16 protein-coding genes are annotated in these 25,098 nt (G+C 37.0%); 4 read left to right on the top strand and 12 right to left on the bottom strand.

The window, feature by feature from the left end:
• Positions 1-36: 36 nt before the first annotated feature.
• The 4 genes from LVD47_RS13130 to LVD47_RS13115 all read right to left on the bottom strand — a co-directional run bounded on the left by LVD47_RS13130 (position 37) and on the right by LVD47_RS13115 (position 4,827).
• Entirely contained in the window at positions 37-1,590 is a 1,554-nt protein-coding gene (locus LVD47_RS13130; protein WP_236976977.1) for an ArnT family glycosyltransferase, read from the bottom strand.
• Complete coding sequence (locus tag LVD47_RS13125; RefSeq protein WP_236976975.1) at positions 1,581-2,114, bottom strand: phosphatase PAP2 family protein; 534 nt, start codon at positions 2,112-2,114, stop codon at positions 1,581-1,583. The genes LVD47_RS13130 and LVD47_RS13125 overlap by 10 nt, the downstream gene beginning before the upstream one ends.
• A 349-nt stretch (positions 2,115-2,463) precedes the next feature.
• Positions 2,464-4,101 carry an NAD+ synthase gene (locus LVD47_RS13120; protein WP_236976973.1) on the bottom strand — a complete coding sequence of 546 codons (1,638 nt, stop codon included), beginning with the start codon at positions 4,099-4,101 and terminating at the stop codon, positions 2,464-2,466.
• 534 nt (positions 4,102-4,635) lie between these two features.
• Positions 4,636-4,827: a hypothetical protein gene (locus LVD47_RS13115; RefSeq protein WP_236976971.1), complete on the bottom strand. Its 192-nt coding sequence runs from the start codon at positions 4,825-4,827 to the stop codon at positions 4,636-4,638.
• Positions 4,828-5,536: 709 nt separating this feature from the next.
• Between LVD47_RS13115 and LVD47_RS13110 the strand changes: the two genes are divergently transcribed.
• The 3 genes from LVD47_RS13110 to LVD47_RS13100 are packed head-to-tail and all read left to right on the top strand — an operon-like array spanning position 5,537 to position 8,852.
• The gene (locus LVD47_RS13110; RefSeq protein WP_236976969.1) at positions 5,537-6,250 is read left to right on the top strand and encodes an MBL fold metallo-hydrolase; all 714 of its coding nucleotides are present in this window, start codon (positions 5,537-5,539) and stop codon (positions 6,248-6,250) included.
• 41 nt (positions 6,251-6,291) lie between these two features.
• Positions 6,292-7,275, top strand: a complete 984-nt coding sequence (locus LVD47_RS13105; protein WP_236976967.1) for a ligase-associated DNA damage response exonuclease — start codon at positions 6,292-6,294, stop codon at positions 7,273-7,275.
• Entirely contained in the window at positions 7,272-8,852 is a 1,581-nt protein-coding gene (locus LVD47_RS13100) for an ATP-dependent DNA ligase (RefSeq protein WP_236976965.1), read from the top strand. The genes LVD47_RS13105 and LVD47_RS13100 overlap by 4 nt, the downstream gene beginning before the upstream one ends.
• 41 nt (positions 8,853-8,893) lie before the next feature.
• On the opposite strand, the gene LVD47_RS13095 is transcribed toward LVD47_RS13100, so the two are convergent.
• On the bottom strand, positions 8,894-11,191 hold the full coding sequence (locus LVD47_RS13095; RefSeq protein WP_236976963.1) for a TonB-dependent receptor: 2,298 nt from the start codon (positions 11,189-11,191) through the stop codon (positions 8,894-8,896).
• Positions 11,192-11,683: 492 nt separating this feature from the next.
• The gene (locus LVD47_RS13090) at positions 11,684-11,947 is read right to left on the bottom strand and encodes a DUF202 domain-containing protein (protein WP_236976961.1); all 264 of its coding nucleotides are present in this window, start codon (positions 11,945-11,947) and stop codon (positions 11,684-11,686) included.
• A gap of 106 nt (positions 11,948-12,053) precedes the next feature.
• Here LVD47_RS13090 and LVD47_RS13085 point away from each other — a divergent pair, with 106 nt between their 5' ends.
• Entirely contained in the window at positions 12,054-12,527 is a 474-nt protein-coding gene (locus LVD47_RS13085) for a copper resistance protein NlpE (protein ID WP_236976960.1), read from the top strand.
• 709 nt (positions 12,528-13,236) lie between these two features.
• Here LVD47_RS13085 and LVD47_RS13080 read toward each other — a convergent pair.
• The 6 genes from LVD47_RS13080 to LVD47_RS13055 form a co-directional block, all read right to left on the bottom strand.
• Entirely contained in the window at positions 13,237-14,427 is a 1,191-nt protein-coding gene (locus LVD47_RS13080; protein ID WP_236976959.1) for a Gfo/Idh/MocA family protein, read from the bottom strand.
• On the bottom strand, positions 14,424-15,671 hold the full coding sequence (locus LVD47_RS13075; RefSeq protein ID WP_236976958.1) for an MFS transporter: 1,248 nt from the start codon (positions 15,669-15,671) through the stop codon (positions 14,424-14,426). Before LVD47_RS13075 ends, LVD47_RS13080 begins: the two co-directional genes overlap by 4 nt.
• 150 nt (positions 15,672-15,821) lie before the next feature.
• Positions 15,822-16,316 carry a PEGA domain-containing protein gene (locus LVD47_RS13070; protein WP_236976957.1) on the bottom strand — a complete coding sequence of 165 codons (495 nt, stop codon included), beginning with the start codon at positions 16,314-16,316 and terminating at the stop codon, positions 15,822-15,824.
• A gap of 154 nt (positions 16,317-16,470) precedes the next feature.
• A complete protein-coding gene (locus LVD47_RS13065) occupies positions 16,471-20,283 on the bottom strand; it encodes a T9SS type A sorting domain-containing protein (RefSeq protein ID WP_236976956.1) in 3,813 nt (1,270 codons plus the stop codon).
• Positions 20,284-20,569: 286 nt separating this feature from the next.
• Positions 20,570-21,763, bottom strand: coding sequence for a hypothetical protein (locus tag LVD47_RS13060; RefSeq protein WP_236976955.1), 1,194 nt, complete (start codon positions 21,761-21,763; stop codon positions 20,570-20,572).
• Positions 21,764-23,484: 1,721 nt separating this feature from the next.
• On the bottom strand, positions 23,485-25,098 hold a 1,614-nt coding region (locus tag LVD47_RS13055), incomplete at its 5' end, for a cohesin domain-containing protein (protein WP_236976954.1).

Below are 25,098 nucleotides of genomic sequence, written 5' to 3'. Positions count from 1 at the left end.
TTTAAATATCTAAAAACCAACTTATTACAACACCTGCTAAAATCCAAACATGCGTTTTGTCGCCCCTCTGAGTCTATAGATATATAGGAAATACGTTGGTTTTCCGGAGCGATATACGTATAATTTAACAGGCTCATCAACCGATTCAAATGATTGTAACAAGTCCTCTTTGGGAGGGTAATAATGACGAGATGATGTTATAAAATAAGCATCTCCACCTGGGGGAATTCCACCACGGTATTTGTTGGTAAAATGATATTGGTGTTTTTCTGTTAGTTTGTCAGTCACAAACAAGTCCCTGCCTTCAGAGAATCCAAAGTAAAAATCTATATGGCCTGCCGGAAACCAGTTTCTCGTAATCAAAGAAAAGGAACTATCCATAATCCCAAAAGCAACATCTCTTTCTGCTAACTCATTGAATTGTTCTTTTAATGTTCCCCAACCATATGAATCCAAACTAATATCATGCATCCCCATTCGATCCGGATCGGAAGATTCCTCCATAGGCAAAATTCCCCAATTAAAGTGGGCTAATCCAAGGCCAATAGTAAAGACCAAAAAACCAATCCCCCATTTAAGTAATCGCCTAACTCTTTTTGAATTCGACAATATCCCAACACCTTCCAGGACATAGGCCGTTGCTAAGAATAATGAAAAATAGGCAGGTCCACTCCAATGTGGCAATGTCTGGTTAAAGAAAGACATAATCAATACGATTGCGATTAGGGGTAGACCGCAGGCATATAAAAAAACCAACACCGCATCTCGATTAAATTGGGCCCAGTTTTTTATTACCAGACGAATTCCAATCACAACAAGTATAGCATTAAATAAATTGATATAAAAAATCTGCCCCAATAACTCCGTCAGAAAATAATTCCAGGTTATTGTAAATTCTGAATTACCAACCCGATTCTCATGAAAGGTAAAAGACATGAATTCATGTTGATAATTCCAAATCAAAACTGGCAAAAAGATTAAAATGGGAATGATGAGAACAAATAATACTTCTTTAAAATTTTTTTTTCGAAACGCAAAAACCAGGAAATAGAAAAGGGCGCCAACGATTAAAAAAACACTGTGATATTTTGAAAGCAAAGCCAATCCACAAGTAAAACAAAACCCCAATAAAAATATAATTTTATCTTTTTTGAGGTATTGAATAAAACATAGTATAGAAATTAACCAAAATAAGCTTTGAGGAGCATCAGGCATAATAAATACACCTGTTATCAGACAAATATAAACAGACCCAATAGTCATTACCATTGCGAAGAGCCCAACTCTATGACCGGAAATCAAAACCCCAATTTTATAGACCCAATATAGATTTACTGACCCGATTAATAAGGGTCCCAGGCGCATTGAAAGTTCTGTAGGAAAATTCATTCCCAATGTGGTTAAGCGGATCAATTGCCCCACCATAGGCGGATGATCAAAATAGCTCCACTCAGGATATAATGCATACAAGGCATAATACGCCTCATCTATACTCAGTTCAATATTCACGGCAACAAAAAGCCTGAAAATAAAATGGCCGAATATTAGTAATAGAACTAACCTTGATTGATCATTAAATTTCAGTTCCACTCTACGATATATTCTTCGGACTTTATATAAAAACTTTTTACTATTGGGAAAAACAATACTACCCCCAACACCATTCCCCCTATAATATCCTCTAAAAAATGTTGGGATAAATATACTCTGGACAACGATACTATAAAAGCAATTATAGCACAAAAGACCTGAAACAACTTGTTTTTCGGAAACAAAAAAACACAAAATAGCATTAATGCGTATACAGATGCACTATGTCCTGAAGGGAAGGTATGCCAATAATGAACTTTTACGCCTTTCACAAGGTGGAGAACATCATTAGGAAAATAAGCTGCAGGTCGTTTGCTTCCTTTAAAAACCAGCTTTTTAAAGAATTGAGCAATTATTCCGGCCCCTAAACATATTGAAAGGCCTAAATAAATACATTTCCTTATGTTTTTTTTTCGCAAGTAAGCTATCACCGGAATGGATAAGATCACTACTAATCCATCACCGAGGTAAGTAACATACTTGAAAAATTGGTCCAGAAATGGGTGGTTCCATTTATTGATCATCAAATGAAGTTCCCTCTTTGAAAATATAGTTATCAGTAATATACTAGATAGAAGAAAGAATAATGAGGTAACAATGAACGGTTTTACTCTCCGGTACAAGCGCAACATAATAATTGATATAATTGATTGAAGGATAAAAATATCATCCATCAGTCACCATTCACACAATTACCTATTTATCAAATCTTTATAAAATTCTTAAATTATTATAAAAGAAGAGTAAAACTAGTGATAGAAGATTGTTGTCTATCGCTTACTGTTTAAAGGTCAAAACGCAATGTTGGAAAGTAAACTTCGGGCTTTTCAATTCAAACTAGTGTCTTACGGATTAACGCTTGGAGTTACTTGTTCATGATAAATATTTTCCAACGATAGGCATTCTCCTACCCATTCCAAATGCTTTGGGACTTACCCGGATTACAGGAGGAGCCTGGAATCTTTTGAATTCATTTGTATTGACTAGTTTAAGGATTCTTGCCACTAATTCGGCGTCATATCCATCAGCAATAATATCCTGAGGACTTTTTACTTCCTCAATATATTGATAAAGTATTTCATCAAGTATCTCGTATTCAGGGAGAGAGTCACTGTCCTTTTGGTCAGGCCGCAATTCAGCTGAAGGTGGTTTAATAATTGAATTCTCGGGGATAACTTCTTTATTCCGGTTAATATATCTGGCAAGTTCATATACCTCTGTTTTGTAAACATCACCGATTACCGACAATCCTCCCGCCATATCGCCATACAGTGTCCCATATCCCACTGCAGCCTCACTCTTATTGGAAGTATTTAATAGGATAGCTCCGAATTTATTGGAAATAGCCATTACTATCGTACCTCTTATCCTCGCCTGGATATTTTCTTCTGTTACATCAAATTTACGCCCCAGAAACACGGGTTTCATACTATTCAAAAAAGCCTCATATGGATCCCGAATACTGATAATATCATATTGGACACCAAGATTCTCTGCCAATTGCCGCGCATCATCTACCGAATGATCTGAGGAATATTTACTGGGCATAAGAGCCACGCGAACATTCTCCGGCCCCAAAGCCTCTGCCGCCAAAGCACAGGTAACAGCAGAATCAATACCCCCCGAAAGTCCAAGTACTGCAGTCTTGAGTCCTAATTTCCCAAAGTAATCACGGATGCCCATGACAATTCCTCGGTGGATCAAATCCATCTTAGATTTATCCTGTTCATTACTTACATCAGTCGCCACTACTTCTTCCAGGTCATAACATCGAAAACATTCCTCGAAGTAAGGCATCTCATCTACTACCACCCCACGCTGATTAACCACCAATGAACCACCATCGAATAGTAATTCAGTTTGAGCCCCACAATGATTGATATAAAAAAAAGGTATTTTATACCGGTCAACGTTCGCCTTTACCACCTCTATCCTTTGCTGCGATTGTTTATATGAAAAAGGTGATGCCGATACATTCACCACAAAATCGGGTTTTAGTCCGATAATTTCATCCAACGGTGAAATAGTATACAGTGGATTTTCATTACCCACATTCCAAATATCTTCACAGACAGTAAGTGCAATTTTCTTACCTTTAAATTCAACTACACCAAATCCCCTGCCCGGCTCAAAATACCGATACTCATCGAAAATATCATAGGTCGGTAAAAGTGCCTTGTGTTGTACATATTTCACTTCCTTTTCGTGAATTAAGTAAACGGAATTGAACAAATCTTTACCTTCAATTACCGGGTTGATTGTTGGAGCACCCAATATTATTCCCAGGTCTCCGCTAAGATCCTTAAGGCGATCAATTAACCTATTCGAAAGTTCTACGAAATCCCGAAATTCAAGAAAATCCCTGGGTGGGTACCCAGTAGTAGCTAACTCACTAAAGCATACCAGGTCAGCCCCTTCTCCCCTGGCTTTTGTGATCGCTTCCTTCATTTTGGAAAAATTCCCTTCAAAATTGCCTATGTGATAATTGATTTGAGCAATGGCTATTTTCACTATATAGATTTTAGTTCATTTTTAAAGTACACAAAAATAGTATAATCCAACATAATACCATGGATACCACACCACTGAATACCTTTAGATCCTTACCCGGTTATGATTTCATTTTCAAACTGCAATAGGAGATATAATTCTTCTTTCAAATGAATATTTCATTTTACTTACTATGAATATTTTTCTAGGGTAATCATACCAAGAAGTAATACTCATCCGGTCTGCCTCGGATCTCCATTGCTGCATTGACCTTTTGAAACTAGAATTTTCCATTGCATATTAACACACTTGCATAATTAAAACCACCCCCTTCGGGCTAGTCATATCCAGACTTTTTCCTTTCAACTATTATCTGATTTATATATTCACGAAAAAAGCACCATTACCAAAATGAAATTCACCTAATAATTCACTATAGTTATTAAATTCCATTAGTATCGGTCTATGCCTAGATCTAACATAAAAAGAATCTCTATTTATTCCTCTCGCTACCATTAAACCAAAATTTTTATTGAAATCGCTATTTTTACTCCTCTAATCGGGCAAAAACAAATCCACATAAAATGGATTTGGGGAAGGATTTAAAAGAATAAATTGGTAGAAGAAAATAATACTAAACCCATGACTCTTGATTCTGACCGATTTCTGCGGAGGGAAATGATCACTTCCTTCATCGTCAATACTCGCCGCAGCTAAAGCTATGCCTGCGTTTGTCTCTTTCGGCATTGACCATTTTCCTCTGCCTATCGAACCGGTCAAACCAAAACGCCAAGGGTATAACTCCCTGCTTATAATTATAAGCCGAAGTAACTAATCGATTATTTATAAACACTGGCGGTATTTACGGAAAATGTAAGTCTATAATTCCTTTCTCATATAATTCCACTATTTCTTCTGCTGGGATAAAACAAAACACTGATAATTCGATTCACGCTTTACTGATAGACATATTATAGCCCCTTTTCAAACTGAAGGGAATAGATAGTATTGATACTATACGGTCCTTTCACGATTGTAAAAAGAAAACCACCGGGTATAGAATGCAGAACAAACAATTTAATTTAACGTTGGATGCCAAGTAAATTCTCCCTTCAAATATGACAAGATCAGTCAATTCACCCATAGGATACACCTATCCAGAAGAAGACATGGAATCATCTAATTCGAATACAGTGAAACGCTTATTTTCAGAATTATCAATCAATGCAACATCAGAATTATAGATATCATCAGTTAATAAATATCTCTTTCCCTCATTAACTTCGTTACAAGAAAAAATCTTCAAGCCTAAAAGAATGTTGTTATTCCCAGTAACGTTTTATCAAAAATATTCATAGTTATCTTTATACTTGATGGAATGACCTTGAATATAGAAAAATACTCATTGGCCAATTAAATGTTACTTAATTAATTCTACTTTTAAACTTAAAAGAAAATGCAAATATTAAATGGTTTATACCAGGTAGGCGGTGACTTGAATGGAATCACCTACGACCAGCCCGGAGCAATGTGGAACGATGGCAACACCTATACACTAAAAACGAATGATGGATTAATCCTCTTTGATTGTGGATGTGGTGATACCCTGGAGCAAATTTTTGGAAATATGAGATATTGGGGGCTTGACCCCAAAGATATAAAGTTCTGCCTGTTCACCCATCCTCATTTGGACCATGCCGGTGCAGGACATCTAATAAAAGAAATGGATATATATACAATTGCTATTAATGAAACAGCTGATGCTGTGGCAACGGGGGATGATCGGTGCTGTGGATACCTCTATCACAAAACTTTTTCTCCTTTCGAAGTGGACCGTCGCATTGTAGACAAAGAAAAATTCACTATTCTCAATCTGGAAATTGAAGCCATGCATTTACCTGGGCACAGTATGGGATGTACAGCCTATCTTTTTCAATGGGAAGGAAAGAAAATTGTCGTAAGTGGAGATGTCATCGGTACCTTATTAAGTGGATTTTTCGGGTGGGATGGCTCCATTGACTTTGACAAAAGTAAATATACGGAATCACTCCTTCGATTTTCAAAGATCGATACCGATATAATGTTGCCCGGTCATGGAATGATTTATTTTCACAAACCGAGAATACGGGTAGAAGAAGCTCTTAATGCTGCATTGCAGGAGTGGAGATAATGAATTTAAATTCCATTTAAAATCCCGTATATTGGTTACATATGGCGATTATTGAATTCACAAAAAAAGGTATCTATTGCCCCGAAGGTGGCTTTTATATAGATCCGGTGTCTCCGGTTTCGCATGCTGTCATTACGCATGGACATTCAGATCATGCACGGAAAGGTCACAAAAAGTATCTGTGTGCCAAAAAGTCCTTACAGATATTGAAACACCGACTCGGTTCAATACAAATATCCGGAGTGGAATATGCAAAAAACATTACACACAACGGGGTAAAAATATCTTTTCATCCAGCTGGACATATCTTTGGTTCGGCACAGGTAAGAATAGAAAGTAAGGGTGAAATAGCCGTCATATCCGGCGATTACAAACTCCAAAATGATGGGATATCTACCCCTTTTGAACCAATATCATGCCATCATTTTGTCACGGAATGTACATTCGGACTACCCATTTTCCGGTGGCAACCACAAAGTGAAATTAAAAAAGAGATACTCAAATGGTATAATACAAATCTCTCCAATGGCATTACATCAATTTTATCGGCGTATTCATTGGGCAAAGCCCAACGCCTAATCAACTTATTGTCGGATGAAATTGAAAACATGTATATTCACTACACCATTGCCGATCTCAATGAAGTAATACGAAAATCAGGTGGAAAACTTCCCCAGTTGCCGGTTATAAATCCTGATAACCCAGAAGAACTAGAAGGTGCTTTATTGATTATGCCTTCAATGGCGGCAGAAGCGAATTGGGTGAAAAAATTAAAAAACAAAGACACCGCATTTGCCAGTGGTTGGATGCAAGTGCGAGGTATACGTAGACGAAGAAACTACGGCAGGGGATTTGTCATAAGTGACCATGTCGATTGGCCCGATTTGAATAAAGCTGTTTATGCAACAGGAGCTTCGAAAATATATCCTGTCCACGGTTATACAGATGTCGTTTCACAATGGTTTAGAGAAAATAATCTGGAATGTCCTGATATCCAGCGAACCCCCTTAACCAGAGAAGAATGAAATTATTTACACAGCTGATCACTAAATTAGACCGTACGACAAGTATAAATAATAAAGTAAAGCAATTTTGCCTTTACCTCGATTCAGCAGGTGATAATGACAAACTTTGGGCTACTTACATTCTCTCGAAAAAGAAAATTGGCAGGATAGCCAACACATCCAACCTCAGAGAATGGGCTGCAGATGCATCCGGAGTCCCACTTTGGCTTTTGGAAGAAAGTTATTATGTAGTAGGAGATTTAGCAGAAACATTAGCATTACTGCTTCCGGATGAAATGAATGGAAGTGAAATTACGCTACATGACTTAATGAAAGACTTATTGCACATCAAAGACCTTGAAGATATTGAAGAGAAGAAAAAATGGGTGACTAATCAGTGGCTCAATTTCAGTCAAATGGAAAGATTTGTCTTCAATAAACTTTTGACAGGAGGTTGGCGTGTGGGTATGTCACAAAAATTAATTGCACGAAGTCTGGCCCGGCATTTAGGGAAAGAAGAGAGTTATATATTATATTGCTTAAGCGGGAAATGGGATCCGGGATCGATTTCTTTTGAGGATCTCTTTCAACAATCAATTAATGCTGATGATTCCAAACCTTACCCATTTTGTCTGGCGTACGCATTGAAAGATTCTACCAGTGAAATAGTTGATATTAATCAATGGCAGGCCGAATACAAATGGGATGGAATCAGAGGCCAAATCATAAAAAGATCGGAAACTGTATTTATATGGAGTAGAGGTCAGGAATTGATTACAAATCAATTTCCTGAAATCCAAGAGGAGGCTAAAAAACTACCAAATGGAACCGTACTTGACGGAGAAATCTTGGTTATAAAAGGGGATGAGATAAAACCGTTTCACCATCTTCAAAAACGATTGGGTAGAAAAAAAGTCTCTAAAAATATTATGGTAAAACATCCGGTTGCTTTTATCGCTTTTGATTTATTAGAACTTAACGGAAATGATATACGGAACGAGAAACTATCAAAACGATTTTTCGAATTAAATAAAATACTTAAAAATATAGAAAGAATAACCGCAAATAAAGCGCTTGCTTTTAAAACTATTGATGATTTGACTCTTTTTAGAAAAAATGCCCGGTCGGTTAATGCTGAAGGCCTTATGCTTAAAGACCAAAAGAGTATTTACCATTCTGGAAGGAAAAAAGGCAGCTGGTATAAATGGAAGCTTGATCCCTACACCATTGATGCTGTGTTAATATATGCCCAATCAGGGCATGGAAGAAGAGCCAATTTATTTACCGATTATACCTTTGCTGTCTGGTCTGATGACCGTCAGCTTGTTCCAGTGGCTAAAGCATATAGTGGTTTGACGGACTTAGAATTCCGGGAAGTGTCTTCCTATGTAATGAGTAATACTATTGAACGTTTTGGACCTGTTCGTTCTGTCCATCCTAATTTGGTATTCGAAATTGCCTTCGAGGGTATTTCACCATCGAACCGACATAAATCCGGAGTAGCTGTACGCTTTCCTCGTATTCATCGATGGAGAAAAGACAAAAAGCCGGAGCAAGCAGATACACTACAACAAATGAAAGATCTGATTTCCGAATAATCGAGTACAATTTGCACCAGGTTACTCATTTGTCCCAACTACTATTTTCTCATCCAACCATTCCACCTAACTCCCAAATAAAACTCCCTGCCGTGATTAGGGGAATAGGCATAAACTGTATCGAAGTGATCACTAAAACCTACAGGTGAGTTAGGATCGTTATACCCAATTAATGGTGATAAATCCTGTCTGTAGTCCCAGATATTCTGGAGTCCCGCATAAATTGAAATTCCATCATTAATTTTCTTGATGACCTGGAAGGTATGGATCGAAAACGGTTGACTGTTAGTAGGGCGTGAAGAGAATAATGGATTACCGGATTCATCCAGATCATATACCTCTGGGAGTTCCATATCGCCAGTTATTCGAGCAGTATAGGCCATGGTAATTCCCTGTTTTCTCCATTGGAAATTAGCGGTTGCCACTCCACTCCATCTTGGAGCAAACTCAAGCCGAGTATGTTTTTTTTGCCCGGACTCCAGAATTTCAGTCTCTCTTACATCTTGTATATTCATTCCCAGGCTCAACCCCAGGGGAAAAGTAAAGCTGTAATTGACATTTACACCAATCCCCATGGTTCTTGCATATCCATCCGAATTGGAATATATAATTTGTCCGGGATCGGAATAATCGGGGTTAATTTTATTAGTAAAGTGAGTATAATATCCGTCTATATCAATAGAGCCACTACCTTCAAATAAACTATATATATGATTTATATTAAAAGAAGCATTGTAAGATTGCTCGGGGTTTAATTCTTCCGTAATAATTACTTCTCTTTGCCCCGTTACAAATGCATGATCTTCCGTAAATAAGTTTACAATTCGAAAACCCGTACCAAAATTCAAACGATATGTAGTCCACACCGAAGGTTTGAATTTAATATTTAGTCTGGGAGCAAAGATCAAACCATGATTTTCATAATGATCCATTCGCATTCCCCCCAATAAAATCCATTTTTCCACTGGCCTAAATTCATCCTGTACAAATACGCCCGGTATCCATTGATTATTTGGATGGTTGAATGTAGACCCATTCACAGTTTTTTCAGTAGCTACAGTATTATCGTCATAGGCCTGATATCGATTTGTCAGTCCAAATAGCAAATCATGGTAACCGAGATCCTTGTTCCACAACAGATTAGCAAAAGCAATTTGCTGATCTGCTTTGTAAAAATCAGTACCGTAATAACTATCCTGTTGATGGTCTGATAGGGAAAAGTCTACCTTTATATCGGGCTTCATATTTAACTCATAGGTACCAAAGAGCTCCATTCGATTGGTATAAATGCTCTCACCGTAGATATGCTCACTACCTCTTAAATCCCTATAATTTCGATCCTTTAAATATTCTTCTACCCCATTCCTACGATCTTCATAATAATATCGGCCCACTATTGAAAACTCCTTTCCGCTTTTCCTGTGTATATCCCACTTCGTAAAAGCAGAAATACGATCCATATTAATGCCATCCCCGAATCCATCATTATTTGAATCATCAAAATCATTTACATACGCATAATTTAGACCTATATACCCGGCTGTTTCACCTATTTTAGGGGCAATGGCCAGGTTTCCAAAACTCTCTTTATGGGAGGTTCCCATTATATCCAAAGAAACCAATGGCTGTTCAGAAGGATCTTTGGTTATTATATTGATTACACCAGCCACTGCTTCGGATCCATAGAGCGTACTACTCGGCCCTTTTATAATTTCCATGCGGTCAATAATCATGCTTGGAATACCATTAAGTCCATAAACAGAAGCCAGATTACCATACATTGGGGTTCCATCCATTAATACTGCTGTGTAGGGTCCCGGCAAACCATTAATACTGATGCTATTCGTAAAACAAACTCCACACGCAACGACCTCCTGTACACCATTAACCAGCTTTATATTTTCTACTATCGATGATCCTGCTACCGGCATAAAAGTCTCCAATTGCGAAAATGAAATAACGTCGATCTTAATTGGAGACTCCGAAACATACGATGGTTTCATTGTCCCGGTAACCACCACTTCTTCCAATGCAGCAGATCTTTTTAATTCAAAATCGAGTCGAATACTATCACTACCATCGGCACTTAATTTTATTTTTTTTGGAAAATATCCCACATAGGAAGCCGTGATTTCATACTCTTCCCCTTTTTTTAACGTCAGAGAATATATACCCGACTCATTCGTGCTTGTACCACCTATACCATTATCTGCAATAACAGAGGCGAAAGGAAGGGGAGATTCCTCTTCAAAAATTTTTCCAAATACAACTACATTTTGGGCAGTGGCGAAATATCCCAATCCAACTATTATTAATACCAGTAGAAGTTTACTTTTCATAATTAATGCATTTCTTATCCACATACAAAACTAAAAAAGTTTTATTTATCTAACAAATAAAATTAGACAACGTAAATATATTTATAAAATCATCTCAAAATCGATTCAATGTTCAAAAGAGATATATACTTGAAAATCCGTTGCAAATATTGTCTATTCTTTATCTATCTGAAATGATTCAAAGAAATGTGATCCAAATTAACTGCCTCTCCTGGGAGGTAACCGGGATAATTAATAATAAACCAGTACTGTACATTCCAAATAAGGTTTGCTGATGACTTGTAACAAGTGATTAGGGTTAGCTTTCCTTTAAGACCATCTTCTGCACATTGACTGAAGAGGAAGAACTAAATTCATTTTCTTGTGAAGGATGGCTAACTTCCGAAAGATTATTATTACCACTAAATACTTTTTTTACACTACAATAAAAGCAATAGTGCAAGAAAGCTTAAGTACGTCCTACTACATGGAAAAATTCAGTAATTTATCGATCTATTCGATATCTTTGTAATAACTTTCAATTTTAGCCTTCCTGCGGTAATATCTCGCAGTTCCCCATATTATAAGAAGGGGAGCAACAATGACAAATACGATCCCCAATACTTTCACCTGATCAAAATATTCGATGTGAGTGAGGCCAATACCCGTGGCAAACATGACTAAAGCTGATCTCAGGTAGGCCAGCATATTCCTTTCATTGGCCAGGTGGGTTCGTTCAATAGCCAACCAATCCCTTTTAGACATATTATTTTCCATAATCTACAATATATCAAGAATGAAGTATATTTGCTCCTACATAGGTAATAAATTCACCTATAGATAAGTTATACATATGTATTTTAACAAATATCAATTCAACAAAATGAAGGTCACCTATTTCATTCCTTTTCTGGTTTCATTTTATATTATTCTCTTATTCAGTTGTAATAATGAAGACTCCACTAATGAACAACAGACTGAAGATATCACACAAGATTCGGAAACAAGAGTTCAGGAAAAAACGTGGGAAGAATTTTTTGGCACCCTTCCGTGTGCAGATTGTTCGGGAATAGAGACTACACTTCGGTTATCGTCTGATGGAAGCCGTTTTCAACTTCAATCAATCTATCTAGGTCAAAAAGACAATGAATATATCCAGTCGGGAAATGTAATCAGTCAAACAGGTTATAATAACAATGAAGATGCTATAATCTATACACTAATGTCTGAAAATGAAAGAGACGATTCAAAATATTTTTTACGCAAATCTGTAACATCGGATACATTGCATATGTTGGACCAGGATATGAAATTGATTGAGTCCGAACTCAATTATACATTGGTTAAGGATCAGTAATACGGCCCTGGCAATTTCCAGAATTATTCCCTACTGATAGTACTACAAAATGCTTGCTTATACTTTGGCTCAGGGATACGTTTATAACTGCTCGAACTCCGGCCCTAACTTCTAATTAAACATTTTCCAAAATTGGTTCGGTGTAAGACAGGGTAAAGACTCAATTTGATAATGCAAATAATCTTTGATATTGAGAGTTATAAAGTAATCGCAAACTGACAAAGCTGTGTAATATTGAATCTGTCTTCAATATCTACGAAAGCTGAGTTCAGAGCTAAAACCAATGTTTTATGATCAGCAGGTAAAGTTTTTATAAAACTTAAATATTTTCTACAAGCATTCAAAATCTCTGCTTAAAAGAATACTGACTAAGTCTCGCTGTAGAATGCCTGCCCACCGTATCTAGTACTAAGGCAGATGGATAGCCAAAAAGCTGGATAATCTTCAATCCCATCCTCAGTTCCTCTTCTGTCCCAGGGATTCTCCCGAGGAGTCCTTCGTGACCGTTGAAGAGAAGGGCAGGCTTTATCAAATGTTAGACTCTCTCTCGAATAGAAAATAGAACATGCATCGCCGTGGTAGGCTCTCCCTTCCGAGAAAAGTATCAAGGAGGAAACTGCTAACCCACCCTCAGGACAGAGCCCTTGGATTCCTCACCGAAGATGGATTTACCATCTTCGATCCACCTTCACAGGTGGATTTTGTTCGGTCATTCTGTTATTTCAGAAATCTTCCCTGTAGATTTATTTTTGATAATATATTTTTTCGCACCGTAGTGAGTGGTTTCTTCTTTTACTAGATAGTGATCCTCATCATAATCCCTCATGGAAGATATTTTTTCTACACCTTCCCTGCCTCTCCAAACATCCAATTTAACAGGCTCCCACTTTTTTGATTTAACGGAGGTATAAGCGGCATCCATCACAGCATTCACCACATACCCATCGTAAAAGGTCTCCCCGGGAGTATTGCCATTATCCATAGCATTAAACATATCGGTAAACATAAAATTATACCCCAATTCATGGAGTTCATCGCCGACTGGAAAAATCCACCCCTTATTAGATTCTGCTTTTTCAGCTACATAGTCATATCCCTCTCCGGAAGTAAACATGTCGAAACCTGTACGAAGAAAATTGTTGATCATAATAGTACCCTCTGACCCCATCACTTCATCCCTGAGATCCAATCCACCTCTAAATGTCCAACTCACTTCAAACTGACCTATGGCTCCATTCTCATAGCGGACCATTCCAATGGCATGATCTTCAGCATCTATAGGTTTCACCTGAGTATCCGCCCAGCAAATCACCTCCACGGGTTTGATATCCTTTCCAATATACCCCCTCCCTATTTCAATACAGTGACAACCCAAATCCAGGATGCATCCACCACCGGCCATTTCTTTGTCCCAAAACCACTCAGAATGGGGACCGGGGTGCGCTTCTCGGGATCTTGCCCAAAGGACACTTCCCAACGCTCCTTTTTGAACGCTTTCCAACGCCTTAAGGTACTTGGGCGTATATACCAGGTCTTCCAGGTATCCATTAAATATTCCGGCTTCTTCCACCGCATCCATCATGCGTTTTGCCTCTTCTGCGTTTCTTCCTAATGGCTTTGTACACAACACTCCTTTGCCTGCTTTTACACACTCCATCACTGCCTCTTCATGTAAATTATTCGGAAGGGAAATAACCACCGTATCCACATCTCCGTGATTTATAGCTTTTTTCATATCCGTAGTAGAATGGGGAACATTATAATCCTCTGCAAACTTATTGGCATTGGATTCACTCCTTGAAAAAATACTTACAATTTTATCTTTACTACGTAACCCCACAATTGAATCAGCATAGAATCTACCAATAAATCCCGAACCCAACATAGCAATTTTTCTCATAGTACTTCTTTTTGAATTTTTTTATCTACTTTTTTATCATTAAAACTTACAACAAAAAATAAAAGGACGCCCAAGGCAAAAACTGCAGGAATTATCCAAAATGACTTCCACATTTCAAGAGTAAGTCTATTTGCATCTTCAAGGTAAAAATTAAATATCTTTCCGGCAATTTGAGTACCAACAAGCATTCCAACACCATAAGTAACAAAGATAATCAACCCTTGTGCCTGTCCTTTTATAGATGGATCTGCTTTTTTATCAACATATATTTGGCCTGTCACAAAAAAGAAATCATAACAAATCCCATGTAAAGCAATTCCCATTAAGATCATCCAGGTAATTGCATCTGGTGCTGCAACGGCAAATAAACCATACCTCAATACCCAGGCAAACATCCCGACGGCCAGCATCCACTTCACTCCCAGACGAACAAATAAAAATGGCATAATTACCATAAAGAATGCCTCAGACATTTGTCCAATTGTTTGTGTCGCTGCAATATTTTTGAACCCTGCATCCTGCATATATACCTGGGTGAAATTATAATACACGGCCAATGGGATACAAATAAGAAATGAGCTTAAGAGAAAAATAAAAAATGATCTACTCCATAATTTTTTCAGTGCATCCACCCCTAAAATCCCACGCCAGGTGGTTTCTTGTCCCTTTCCTTGCGGAGGTGTTTTGGGAAGCGTCAAACAGTAAATTCCTAATAATAGACTAAAACTTCCCGCCATATAAATGGGCAATGCCGTTTGTTCCGGTGTAATGCCCTCTGAAACAAAAGACACCAAAACAAAACTTATCACCAAACCCGCTATGATCCAACCAATAGTACCAAAAGTACGAATGACTGGAAATTCTTTTTCCTGATTATTAATATGGTGAAAACACAAGGAGTTGGCCAAGCTCATAGTGGGCATATAACAAATGTTATATAAGATTAAAAAAAGAATGAACAATGTCGGATTAGAAGACAACCCCGGGGTAAATAATAAAATCACCCCACCCAGCAAATGCAAAGTACCCAGTATTTTTTCCGTATTAAAGTACCGGTCAGCAATCATACCAACTATAAAAGGAGCAACAATAGCTGCGATGGCATTTCCGGTAAATGGCCAATGAGTCAGATTCTCCATACCGTTATTTGACATATAAACGGCAATAGTAGTATACCATGCACCCCAAACAAAAAATTCGAAAAATAAAAGTATCGACAATCGGACTTTAAGGACTGAGGGCATAAAATTAAATTGTTATTTGTCCCAAAATAGGAAATACAATATATTACTCTTCTATTGAAGAATCACAATTTTTATCAGAATTTTATCGCACGTTTACGTCGCTATAGATTATGTATACCCAAGCATGGTATCTTTAAATGGCAATCCAGTTTAATGATTGAGAATTTTTGCTTTCCGTTTTTCAAATTCTGACTGCGAAATAATTTCTCTATCGAGTAAGTCTTTCAATTTGACTAATTGATCATACTGTTCATCTGTAAGAGTATTGGGTTCAAAGGCTCCCATGCTATTTCCTACCGTATTTTTTTCAGATTCCATAGGAACTAATTCATATTGGTGAGAAGATTTATACCCCATTGTCCACAAAAAAGGGAATAAAAAAAATATTCCGCCAATAATTGCTCCAATATCTGCTTCTTCATTTCTTGTAATGTTGGTATAAAGGGTCTCATATCCTTCCTTTTCAATTCGAACAGATGTTCTGGACCCCATTATTTTTGTATCCTCATGATTGTAAGGGGTTTCACCTACATATTCGTCGTTTAAATATAATTTTGCCTCACCAGGTAATGTTCGGAAAACCGTCGAAGACGCACAACTTGCAAATAATGTAAGAAAGGCTAGGTTAATAGCTACGAACTTCATATTAAAATCATTTTTAAAATTTTATTATATGGTCACATTAAAATACTAAATACCTTCATAATACAGGAATTAGTTTGATTAAGTTTTCCCCAAAAAAAAAGCCACAGTGAAGGTCAAATCACTGCAGCTTTCCTACTAAGGTCTAATTAACTATTTATTTTATTACAACCATTTTTCGGGTTGCCACATTTTTCCCATCAGACACACTGTAATAATATACTCCGGAACTAAATGAATGGGTTTGAACTTTAAACTGATTCATTCCTTTGTTCGCATGCGCTTTACTTCTGTAGACTGCTTTACCGGTTACGTCATGTATAACTAATTCCACTGACTTTTCATTTTCAATCGAGAAATCTATTATCGTTTCCCCGTTTGTAGGATTAGGTCTGTTCTGATACAGTGTAAAGGCATCTTCTTTTACCTCTGCTCCAAAACTTAATCCTAAAGCAAACTCATTTTCTCTGGAATCATAAACCTCAGGTGAGATACTTTGCGTATTCAGGGCTATCACATCTTTTAACGAGACCGTCCTTTCTGCTTTCAATTTTATTACAAAGACTGGTTCTTCATTGCTCAATGATTTCGCCTCTGAATCCGACCAACTTATCCGGACTATTCCATTTTGCACATTCAAATTTTCATTTGATATACTAATTTGGTCACTGGAAACTCCCAAAATTTCTACCTGGTCTTCTCCATAGTTTAGAGCAAGTTGCATTCCAAGAAGATCTTTCAAATCTACCAATTGAACTGGGATATCAATTTCTTGTCCTGGTTCAAGGATTTTATTCGCTAATTCCAAATAGCGTGTTTCCAAATTACTTCTTCCAGACGATCGAGTAACATTAACAGTTCCGTTTATATCACCGAGTTTGATGGCTACAAAATCACTTTGCAAATCTTTATCTATCTCCCAAATGTCTACGCTTGTAGGATATTCTTCAGAATATGCAGATTTTGTATTTATAAAGTTGTAATCTGAGTTAACAAACTTCCAGGCATTTTCTTCTGCTAAATTTGTTTCCTTACCCAGGATAATTTTGCGGAGTGTCAATACATCAGCAGGAGTTAAACGCTTATCATTATTGGCATCTGCAGCAATTAATTTATACGGTGACGTAATAAGTTTTTTCTTAAGTAAATGACGTTGTATAAGTATTAAATCCAATGTCGAAATACCATTTATTAAAGAACCTGATTTGACGGGTTCTATACTTATAGCGCTTCCCATACCCACTTCCATTTCGAAAGAACCTGATTCGTTAGTAATCATCTCTTTCTCATCGGAATTGTTGCGGACATTGATTCTCACATTATTTACATTCAAGGCATCTTCAGTACGAACGAAACCTTTGATATCTACCATTGTTTTATCAGTACTTTCATTGGCAGGAACTTCTGTCACTGGTTCTTCATCATCTGAATTATTTCCAGGCACCACGACGTCAGGTCCATCGTTTTCTGATACGTTATCAGGTTCGGGTTCCAATGCTACATCGGGGTTATCCGAATCTTCAAAAATCTTTATGTGCTGCTCAAACATTAGTACACCTCCGGAGCCAGCAGCAGTTTTCCAATCATCAGGTAAATCAGTGGCACACCAATCCGCCATACACCACGTACGGATAATGACAGCATCTGCTTCGTTGGGATTTTGACTGGAAATCATATCCATCAGTTTATCAAAATATCCCAGGGTAGTAATTCTACAATCAGATCCAATATATTCCGGAGCTTCCGTCTCGACATTAAATCGATTACCGGTCCAATAATCATCATTGTGAACATAACTGATATCCGCAACAGTGATCATAGTATCTTTGGCAGGATATTCAAATAATTCTTCTACGAACGGACATCGAATTTCTGTACGAATGGTCTGTGTCGCGATTACATTTCCGTTGATCAAAAATCTCCTCACAATGGAGAAAGTATTACATCCCTCATCTTGCAAAAATTCAGCTTCCTGAGTAAGGCTATCACTACAAATTCCCAGGAATTTACCTCCCCAAATTTCAAAGGAAGTATCCGTACGAACCAACGCCCCTGATAAATTTTGCTCACACAACTGGTCTTGGATTATATACCCGGTAGGCTCTATATTTCCACCAGGGATATAAGACTCATATTGTCCAAAATACTTATTTAAGGAGTCTATATCGGGAACAGAATCACGACCATTCGGAAAAATAAGTGATTCATAGTTTTCTGTCCATGCTTCACAAGCTAATGATACATCTGCAAGTTCTTCTGTGATTCGCGCCGAACCTTTATCTACAGGTATCAAGGTCGTCATTGCTCTGGTCATATTACATGAACCATCAAAAATCAAAAATTCTACCATGACGGAATCTTCCAAATCACTACAACAAAATGGTACTTTATCCATCCAACCTTCATTTGGATCAATCATATCAGCACATACCCAACCATCATCTTCCAACCATTGTCGATACTTTTCCCGGTACATACCCAACACAGATAATGAATCATTAGCGCCACAAGCGACAGCGTGGTCATCCATTCTGCGAGCAACCACCATTTCTACCTCACAATTATCAGAGACTTTGTTCGCTACAAAATCTTCTACATCCAACCAGGTAATTTCATAGCCGGTCATAGTAATGTTATAATCAGTACCAAATACCGCTGTTGGATTCACCTGGTCTGTTACCTGAATAGCTACATAAAAGGTAGAATCATTCCAGCACTCGTCATACGCAGTATACCTTGCGATATATTTACCTTCATCAAATCCCATCATGGGACCTCCGTTTGACAACACCTGGTCAATCCCATCGACAGTAATTACTACTTCCACTTTAGCTACATCCGAGCATGCATCTGAAGCATAAAGAATCGGTAAAGTACCATCGGAGGTACAATCGTGTTGTCCCGTGGATATCTGGTAGACTGGTAAGCGCAAGGAATCATCCTCTTGTGTTACAAAATCAATAGAATCCGTCGCTTTAAATCGGAATTCACCACTGGGCCCATTCATATCAAGAATTGTTATTTCTTGTTCGCCTTCTGCTACAAATTCCGCAGTTCTTATCTTCCACGATCGGATATACTTCTCTACCTCACATCCCAGACTTCCCCAGGCTTCGTCAGAATAAGATACACTAACACAATGTTGTACTTCCCCTGGATCTAAATAAATAGTATCACCGGATTCATCATCTATAAAGTATGGGTATCCGGATTGAGAAGGAGCAGGAGCATTCCCGTCCCATAATTCACAGGCAATGGTGTCATTAGAAGGAAAAAGAATTGCATTTGGGATGGCCTCTCTTAAAATCGTATCTGTACACGTTGTGACACCTTTACCATTATTGATACTTACTTCCCATGTACGAAAAAGCGTATCCATTGATGTATTATTATTAAAATAAGCATTGATAATCTCAGCTTCCACATTGGGATCGAAATCTTCGCACCCCAATCTTATCGGCAAGATTGTTTCATCCATTGAGTTCTCAAAGACTTCTTCGTGACAATATAGAGTTGTATCATAGCATTCTATATATGGAAGTACATATAAGGGACGGTCGCAGACAGGGATCATATTGTCTCCGTCCAAATAATTCAGCGTAGCTTGTAGGCGCTTTCCTACATATTGACACGCATTATTATTTCGAAATGGATCATTTGGATTTACATCAGCTACAAGTGTATCCGGATCAGAACTCAAATCCGTTACTGTGATCATGAAATTATCTGCATCACAACTTGCAGGTAAATTTCCGTTGTAAAATTCACTGTTAACACGCACAACAAGTGCATTATCTTCAGTTAACTGGACCGTTATTGCAGTTTCGTCATCACAAGCGCTTTGTGCAGCTTCAAGACATTGTGAGAAGGATTGGATTGGAGCAGCTGTACTTATTAAAAAGACCAGCATTCCCCATAAATAGTGCGCACTTCTCCCGGGCACTATTAATTTGGTAATAGTTTTCATCATGAGACCTTGTTTTGTTAAAAATTACTTACTAATAGTTTCTTGTTTCTAATGCAATAATACATTAAAAAAATTTATAATATGTAATATTTTAACAAAAAAAATGGAAAAGGGCACTCTTTGAAAGGTGCCCTTTAATGATAAAACTTAATCTTAATATAGTGAAAATACGGTTTATGGGATATCCAAAAACTTCATGAAAAAGATTTATATTCCTTAATTTAATACCTTGAAATCATAGAACAAATTCTCCTTCTAATATTATATATCAAATTTAACAATTTATTCGCTATTTCAAAATACTTAGCTTAACATTTTCAACCAAACTATCAAAAGATTTTATTCTTACAATAAAAATACCACTTCCACGCAGCTTTGTAAGTGGTAAGCGTAAATGATATACCCCATTACGATCCCAATGTGCCGAATGAATCAACCGTCCCTGAAAATCATAAACTACTACATCCTTTAACTCAGCTTCAGAATCGATGGAAACCTCATTTCCATTCCAGTAAACATTTATATCATATTTATCACTAATACTCAATCGTTGACGAGAATCCTCCAATTTTACATTCCGATCTGAATTCCAGTTTAATCCTTGCTCTTCTTGCTCCAATACCTCTACTTCAAAATAACACGTATCAGTATTCATACACTCATCCGATACAAGGATAGCAGCTTCATAAGTTCCCGGAATAAGCATATCACTCTTTCCAGTAAATTCACCATTAATAGTGTACCTATACACTAAGTCCTCACGGGCTGTACAATAATCCGATGCATTGACATCAGGAAAAATAAATTCGGCACAACACATTCCCTCTTCCACCGTCAAAACATATTGGGTGTCAAGAGTACTACATGCAATAATTGGTTGTAGAGTATCTATCAAATTAATAAATTGGGTATCGCGAATCTCCTCACCAGCGCAGTTGAGCACTATCCACTCTTTTCGAATTTGTGTCTGACAGAGCCCCGGTTCCATTGAACTCATAGTATCAAGCAAATTATACTTTGTCCTCATACTACATAACATTCCAATCGATACATCCCCAATTGTAGGCTCTCCATATAACTCAGTACTATCATAATCCTGGGACCTACAGTGAACGGCTGTATCTTGTGGAAATTCAATTTCCTCTAAAAGAGGTCTTTGAATGGTAATTACCTGTTGGAATGTACTCTGATTTCCAGCTTTATCTTCCGCTATCCAATTCACTGTATAAATTTTAGTAAAATTACTATCACAATCTCCGTGCACAATATCAACAATACTAAATAATACCGACTCTAATCCACATTCACTTTCCTCAACAACGGTAATAAAATCACTATATGGATTACTAAATAAATCTACATTACACATGGTGTCCAAATCATCTCCCAATATTACCGGAGCCGTATTATCATCCGGACATGGCCTGGAAAACAACAAAATAGAAAATAAGCAAAAGAAACAAGTAAACAAGGTTTTCATCATATTAGGTTTTATTCAAATACATTATGACAAAAACCATACCTATTTATATGTGATGAAAAAATTTAAGATTTATAAAGAGAGGTTAGAAATCATAAGAACAGGATAATAATTAATGAATTTCCCTTATTGAATCAACCATAGGAAGGAGGTCGCCCTTTCAAATATACTATACCCACTATCTAGTAAAAAGCAAAATTAATCTCGATAAAAACTCCCTTTGCATTCAACATTGAATATTCATAAATTATTCAAGAATTTTAGCACAATCAAGCCATATACCACCTAATAAATTTTATCAAAAAAATTTCAGAAGCAATTTAAGCTGAGTATATAATCTACAATTATTAACACTTCAATCGACATCTAAAATACTTAGGATATACATCTTATTCTTATAACAAAATAACACATATTTAATCATTGCTTAGTCTATAGTAAAATACACATGAATCAAAGAGGTTGTCCGAAAGGTTACAATATAAGAGATTGATACATCCAAATAATATAGGTTAGCTAACAAGGAAATTATTTAGAAACTGAAATATATTTCCATAAACCTTTACTACATCATACCAAAATCCATAACTAGATAATAATATACTCAATTTGACAATCTCGAAACAAATAAAGGCTTAGCACCTATTAAGAAAAAAGCATAAAGACTTATTACATTAAAAAAGCGGGGAACACATAATTAAAATCCTGGATAGCCCCTAATAAACTTTCACTGTAGCAAGAATAAACTATCCTATAGAAAGTAAAACATTTTGAACAAATCAAAACACCAATAATTAACATTTAGATAAACCAGTAGATGCGGGTCCTATAAAATACATTTTCATAAAGACAATGAATAAAAGAGAACACTACTTTACGGAAAAAATTCTAATGATTATTTAAGATAAAGAAATAAGCGCCAAAATAATAACATCAAAAACAATCATTTCGATTGGAAGAAATTGTTGGAGACCAAGATAAACGCAAGACTAAAATGTAAATATTAAATCAATCCTACAGCTTTTAGTGCTTATCAACTAATCCTGAGACCATGAAACTGGGTTCAATAATACCAGGAAAAATAAAGTGAAACTATATGCTTAAAATGAGTAAAAATTTTACTATAAAAAAGTAAAAATTAAGACTTATCTAAAATTCCCACTTATTTCTGCGGGATTTTTAATCACATAATTCAAGAATAGCTGAAGAATGGAGTTCTAACTCTTTTTATACTTCTTTAGCATTCCTAAAACAATTGGTATAAGTAAAAAAAACCAAAAATTCATGTAGTTACAATTTGCTATAAAAGCAACAAATACTATACCAAATTTAATTTCATAAAGAATCCAATACTTTCAGGGGAATTCACTCTACATGTACAACAAAGAGAAAAAGGAAATAAACATTATTGAAAGCGCCACTTGCTAGCGACAACATAATCATAAAATATATAAATTAAATGGGCACTTAGGAAATACAATTTATTTGGATAGACTGAATAAGGTGAGTTATGAGAGGATAGGAACCACATTTACTATTGTCCAAGAATGATATTATTGTATACCAAGTCATTTCATAGTATGCACAGAATTTTCCTAAATAAAAAAAGCCCCCCCCCGGTCCCGATTGCTCGGGCGGAGAGAGGCCATCCCAAAAACCGATTTTATCTTTCAATAACCTCGGTCCGTTCAAAACATCAGTTACTCATGATCCAGACTGAATTCTTACTCAATCACGATCATCTTCTTAGTCGCTGTATAAGTTTTTGTATCTAACTGATAGTACAATACTCCAGTTGTATTCAAATCAGAACTCAACAACTCAACTTCGTTGTAGCCTTGGTTGTAAGAACCTTCAACTATTTTCAATACTTTACCTGTTACATCATATACACTTAATTTAGCGTCTGATGCCTCTGGCAAGTTGAAACCAATTACCGTCTTACCTGCGTAAGGGTTTGGCGTGTTTTGGTACAACGCAAAGTTGTTATCAGTTCCGTTAAAGTTCAAGCTAATATTACGTGCTTCAAGGTCGCTTGTTGCAGCCTCTGTCATCGTAAATTTGTCACTCAAACTCAATACATCTCTCAATTGTACATCTGTTTTCGCTTTCAATACGATTGTGAACAATACTTCATTAGAAGATAAGGATACACCTTCAGATTTCGCTTCATTCCATACAGAACTAATGATACCAGCTCCTGCTTTTACGAAATGGTCTTTCGTATAGTTCAAAGCACCTGCCTCAATAGTCTCTACTTCTACCTGGCTGCTTGCATACTCAAGAGTATACTGCATTCCCGCGATATTCTCAAAATTATCTGAAGTAACATCCAATCGATACGTTTGTCCTGCTTTCAATGCACGATCAGCAACGCTCAAGTTCAAGTTCGCTCTATTGCTTCTGCTGCTTCTTGAAGGATCTCCTGACAAGTCAACATCTCCTACTTTCACACCAACGAAATCAACATTCATGTTTTCATTCAAGCTTGCAATCTCGAAGCTTTCTTTCATCGTACCGTCGTTCACGAAGAATCTCCAGCTTGTATTGTTTGGCAACTGACCGTCTTTTGTCATGATCAATTTACGCAACTGCAATACATCAAGCGTATTTACTTCTCCATTTCCATTTATATCCGCAGCTATTAATTTATAAGCATCATCCAATGTATTTTTCTGCAATACGTGAGATTGAATGCTTACTACATCAATTACACTCAAACCATTCAAGTGTCCAGTATTTTTGCTTGGTACCAAACTCACCTGCGATCCACCGGCTATGTTGAAATCATATCCTCCATTTCCAGTAGTTACAGTAGTCAATGGACTTCCGCTTCCTAATACTGCTTTCACTTCTACCTGCTCTACTTCTTCGCTAGCTGTAGTAGCAATTACACCGGTCAAACTAACATCTCCTGTATCTACTCCTGTAGTATCTTCTCCGCCACCAAAGTCACAGTCTGCATCAACTGTAGCTATGATAACTTGTGTATACGTTTTTTCTGAGTCATGCTTACACCAGTCTTTGATGCTCCATACACGCTCAATCTTCTTCATATCAGTACCTAAAACATTAGATACTTTGTCCTCATGTCCTACTGCAATAGCATTACACAAAGCACCTTCCAAGTGTGGTAACAATGCAACATCACCATATGCTCCACCAGTAGGTATATTATCCTCAGATGGGATACATACTGGCTCGTCTTTAGTACCTAAATCTTCTGGCAAGTCAAACATGCTCAATCTTACTTCACATGCTGGCTCAACGTGGATTACTTGCTCTACTTCCCACTCAGGAGCTTTGTCACTACATCCACCCTGGATGAAGAATCTTCT

It is taken from the genome of Membranihabitans maritimus (assembly GCF_021729145.1).
GTDB classification, from domain to species: Bacteria; Bacteroidota; Bacteroidia; order Chitinophagales; family Saprospiraceae; genus Membranihabitans; species Membranihabitans maritimus.
The sequence above is the reverse complement of the archived record's forward strand: the minus strand, read 5'-3'. Positions and strand labels throughout refer to the sequence as shown.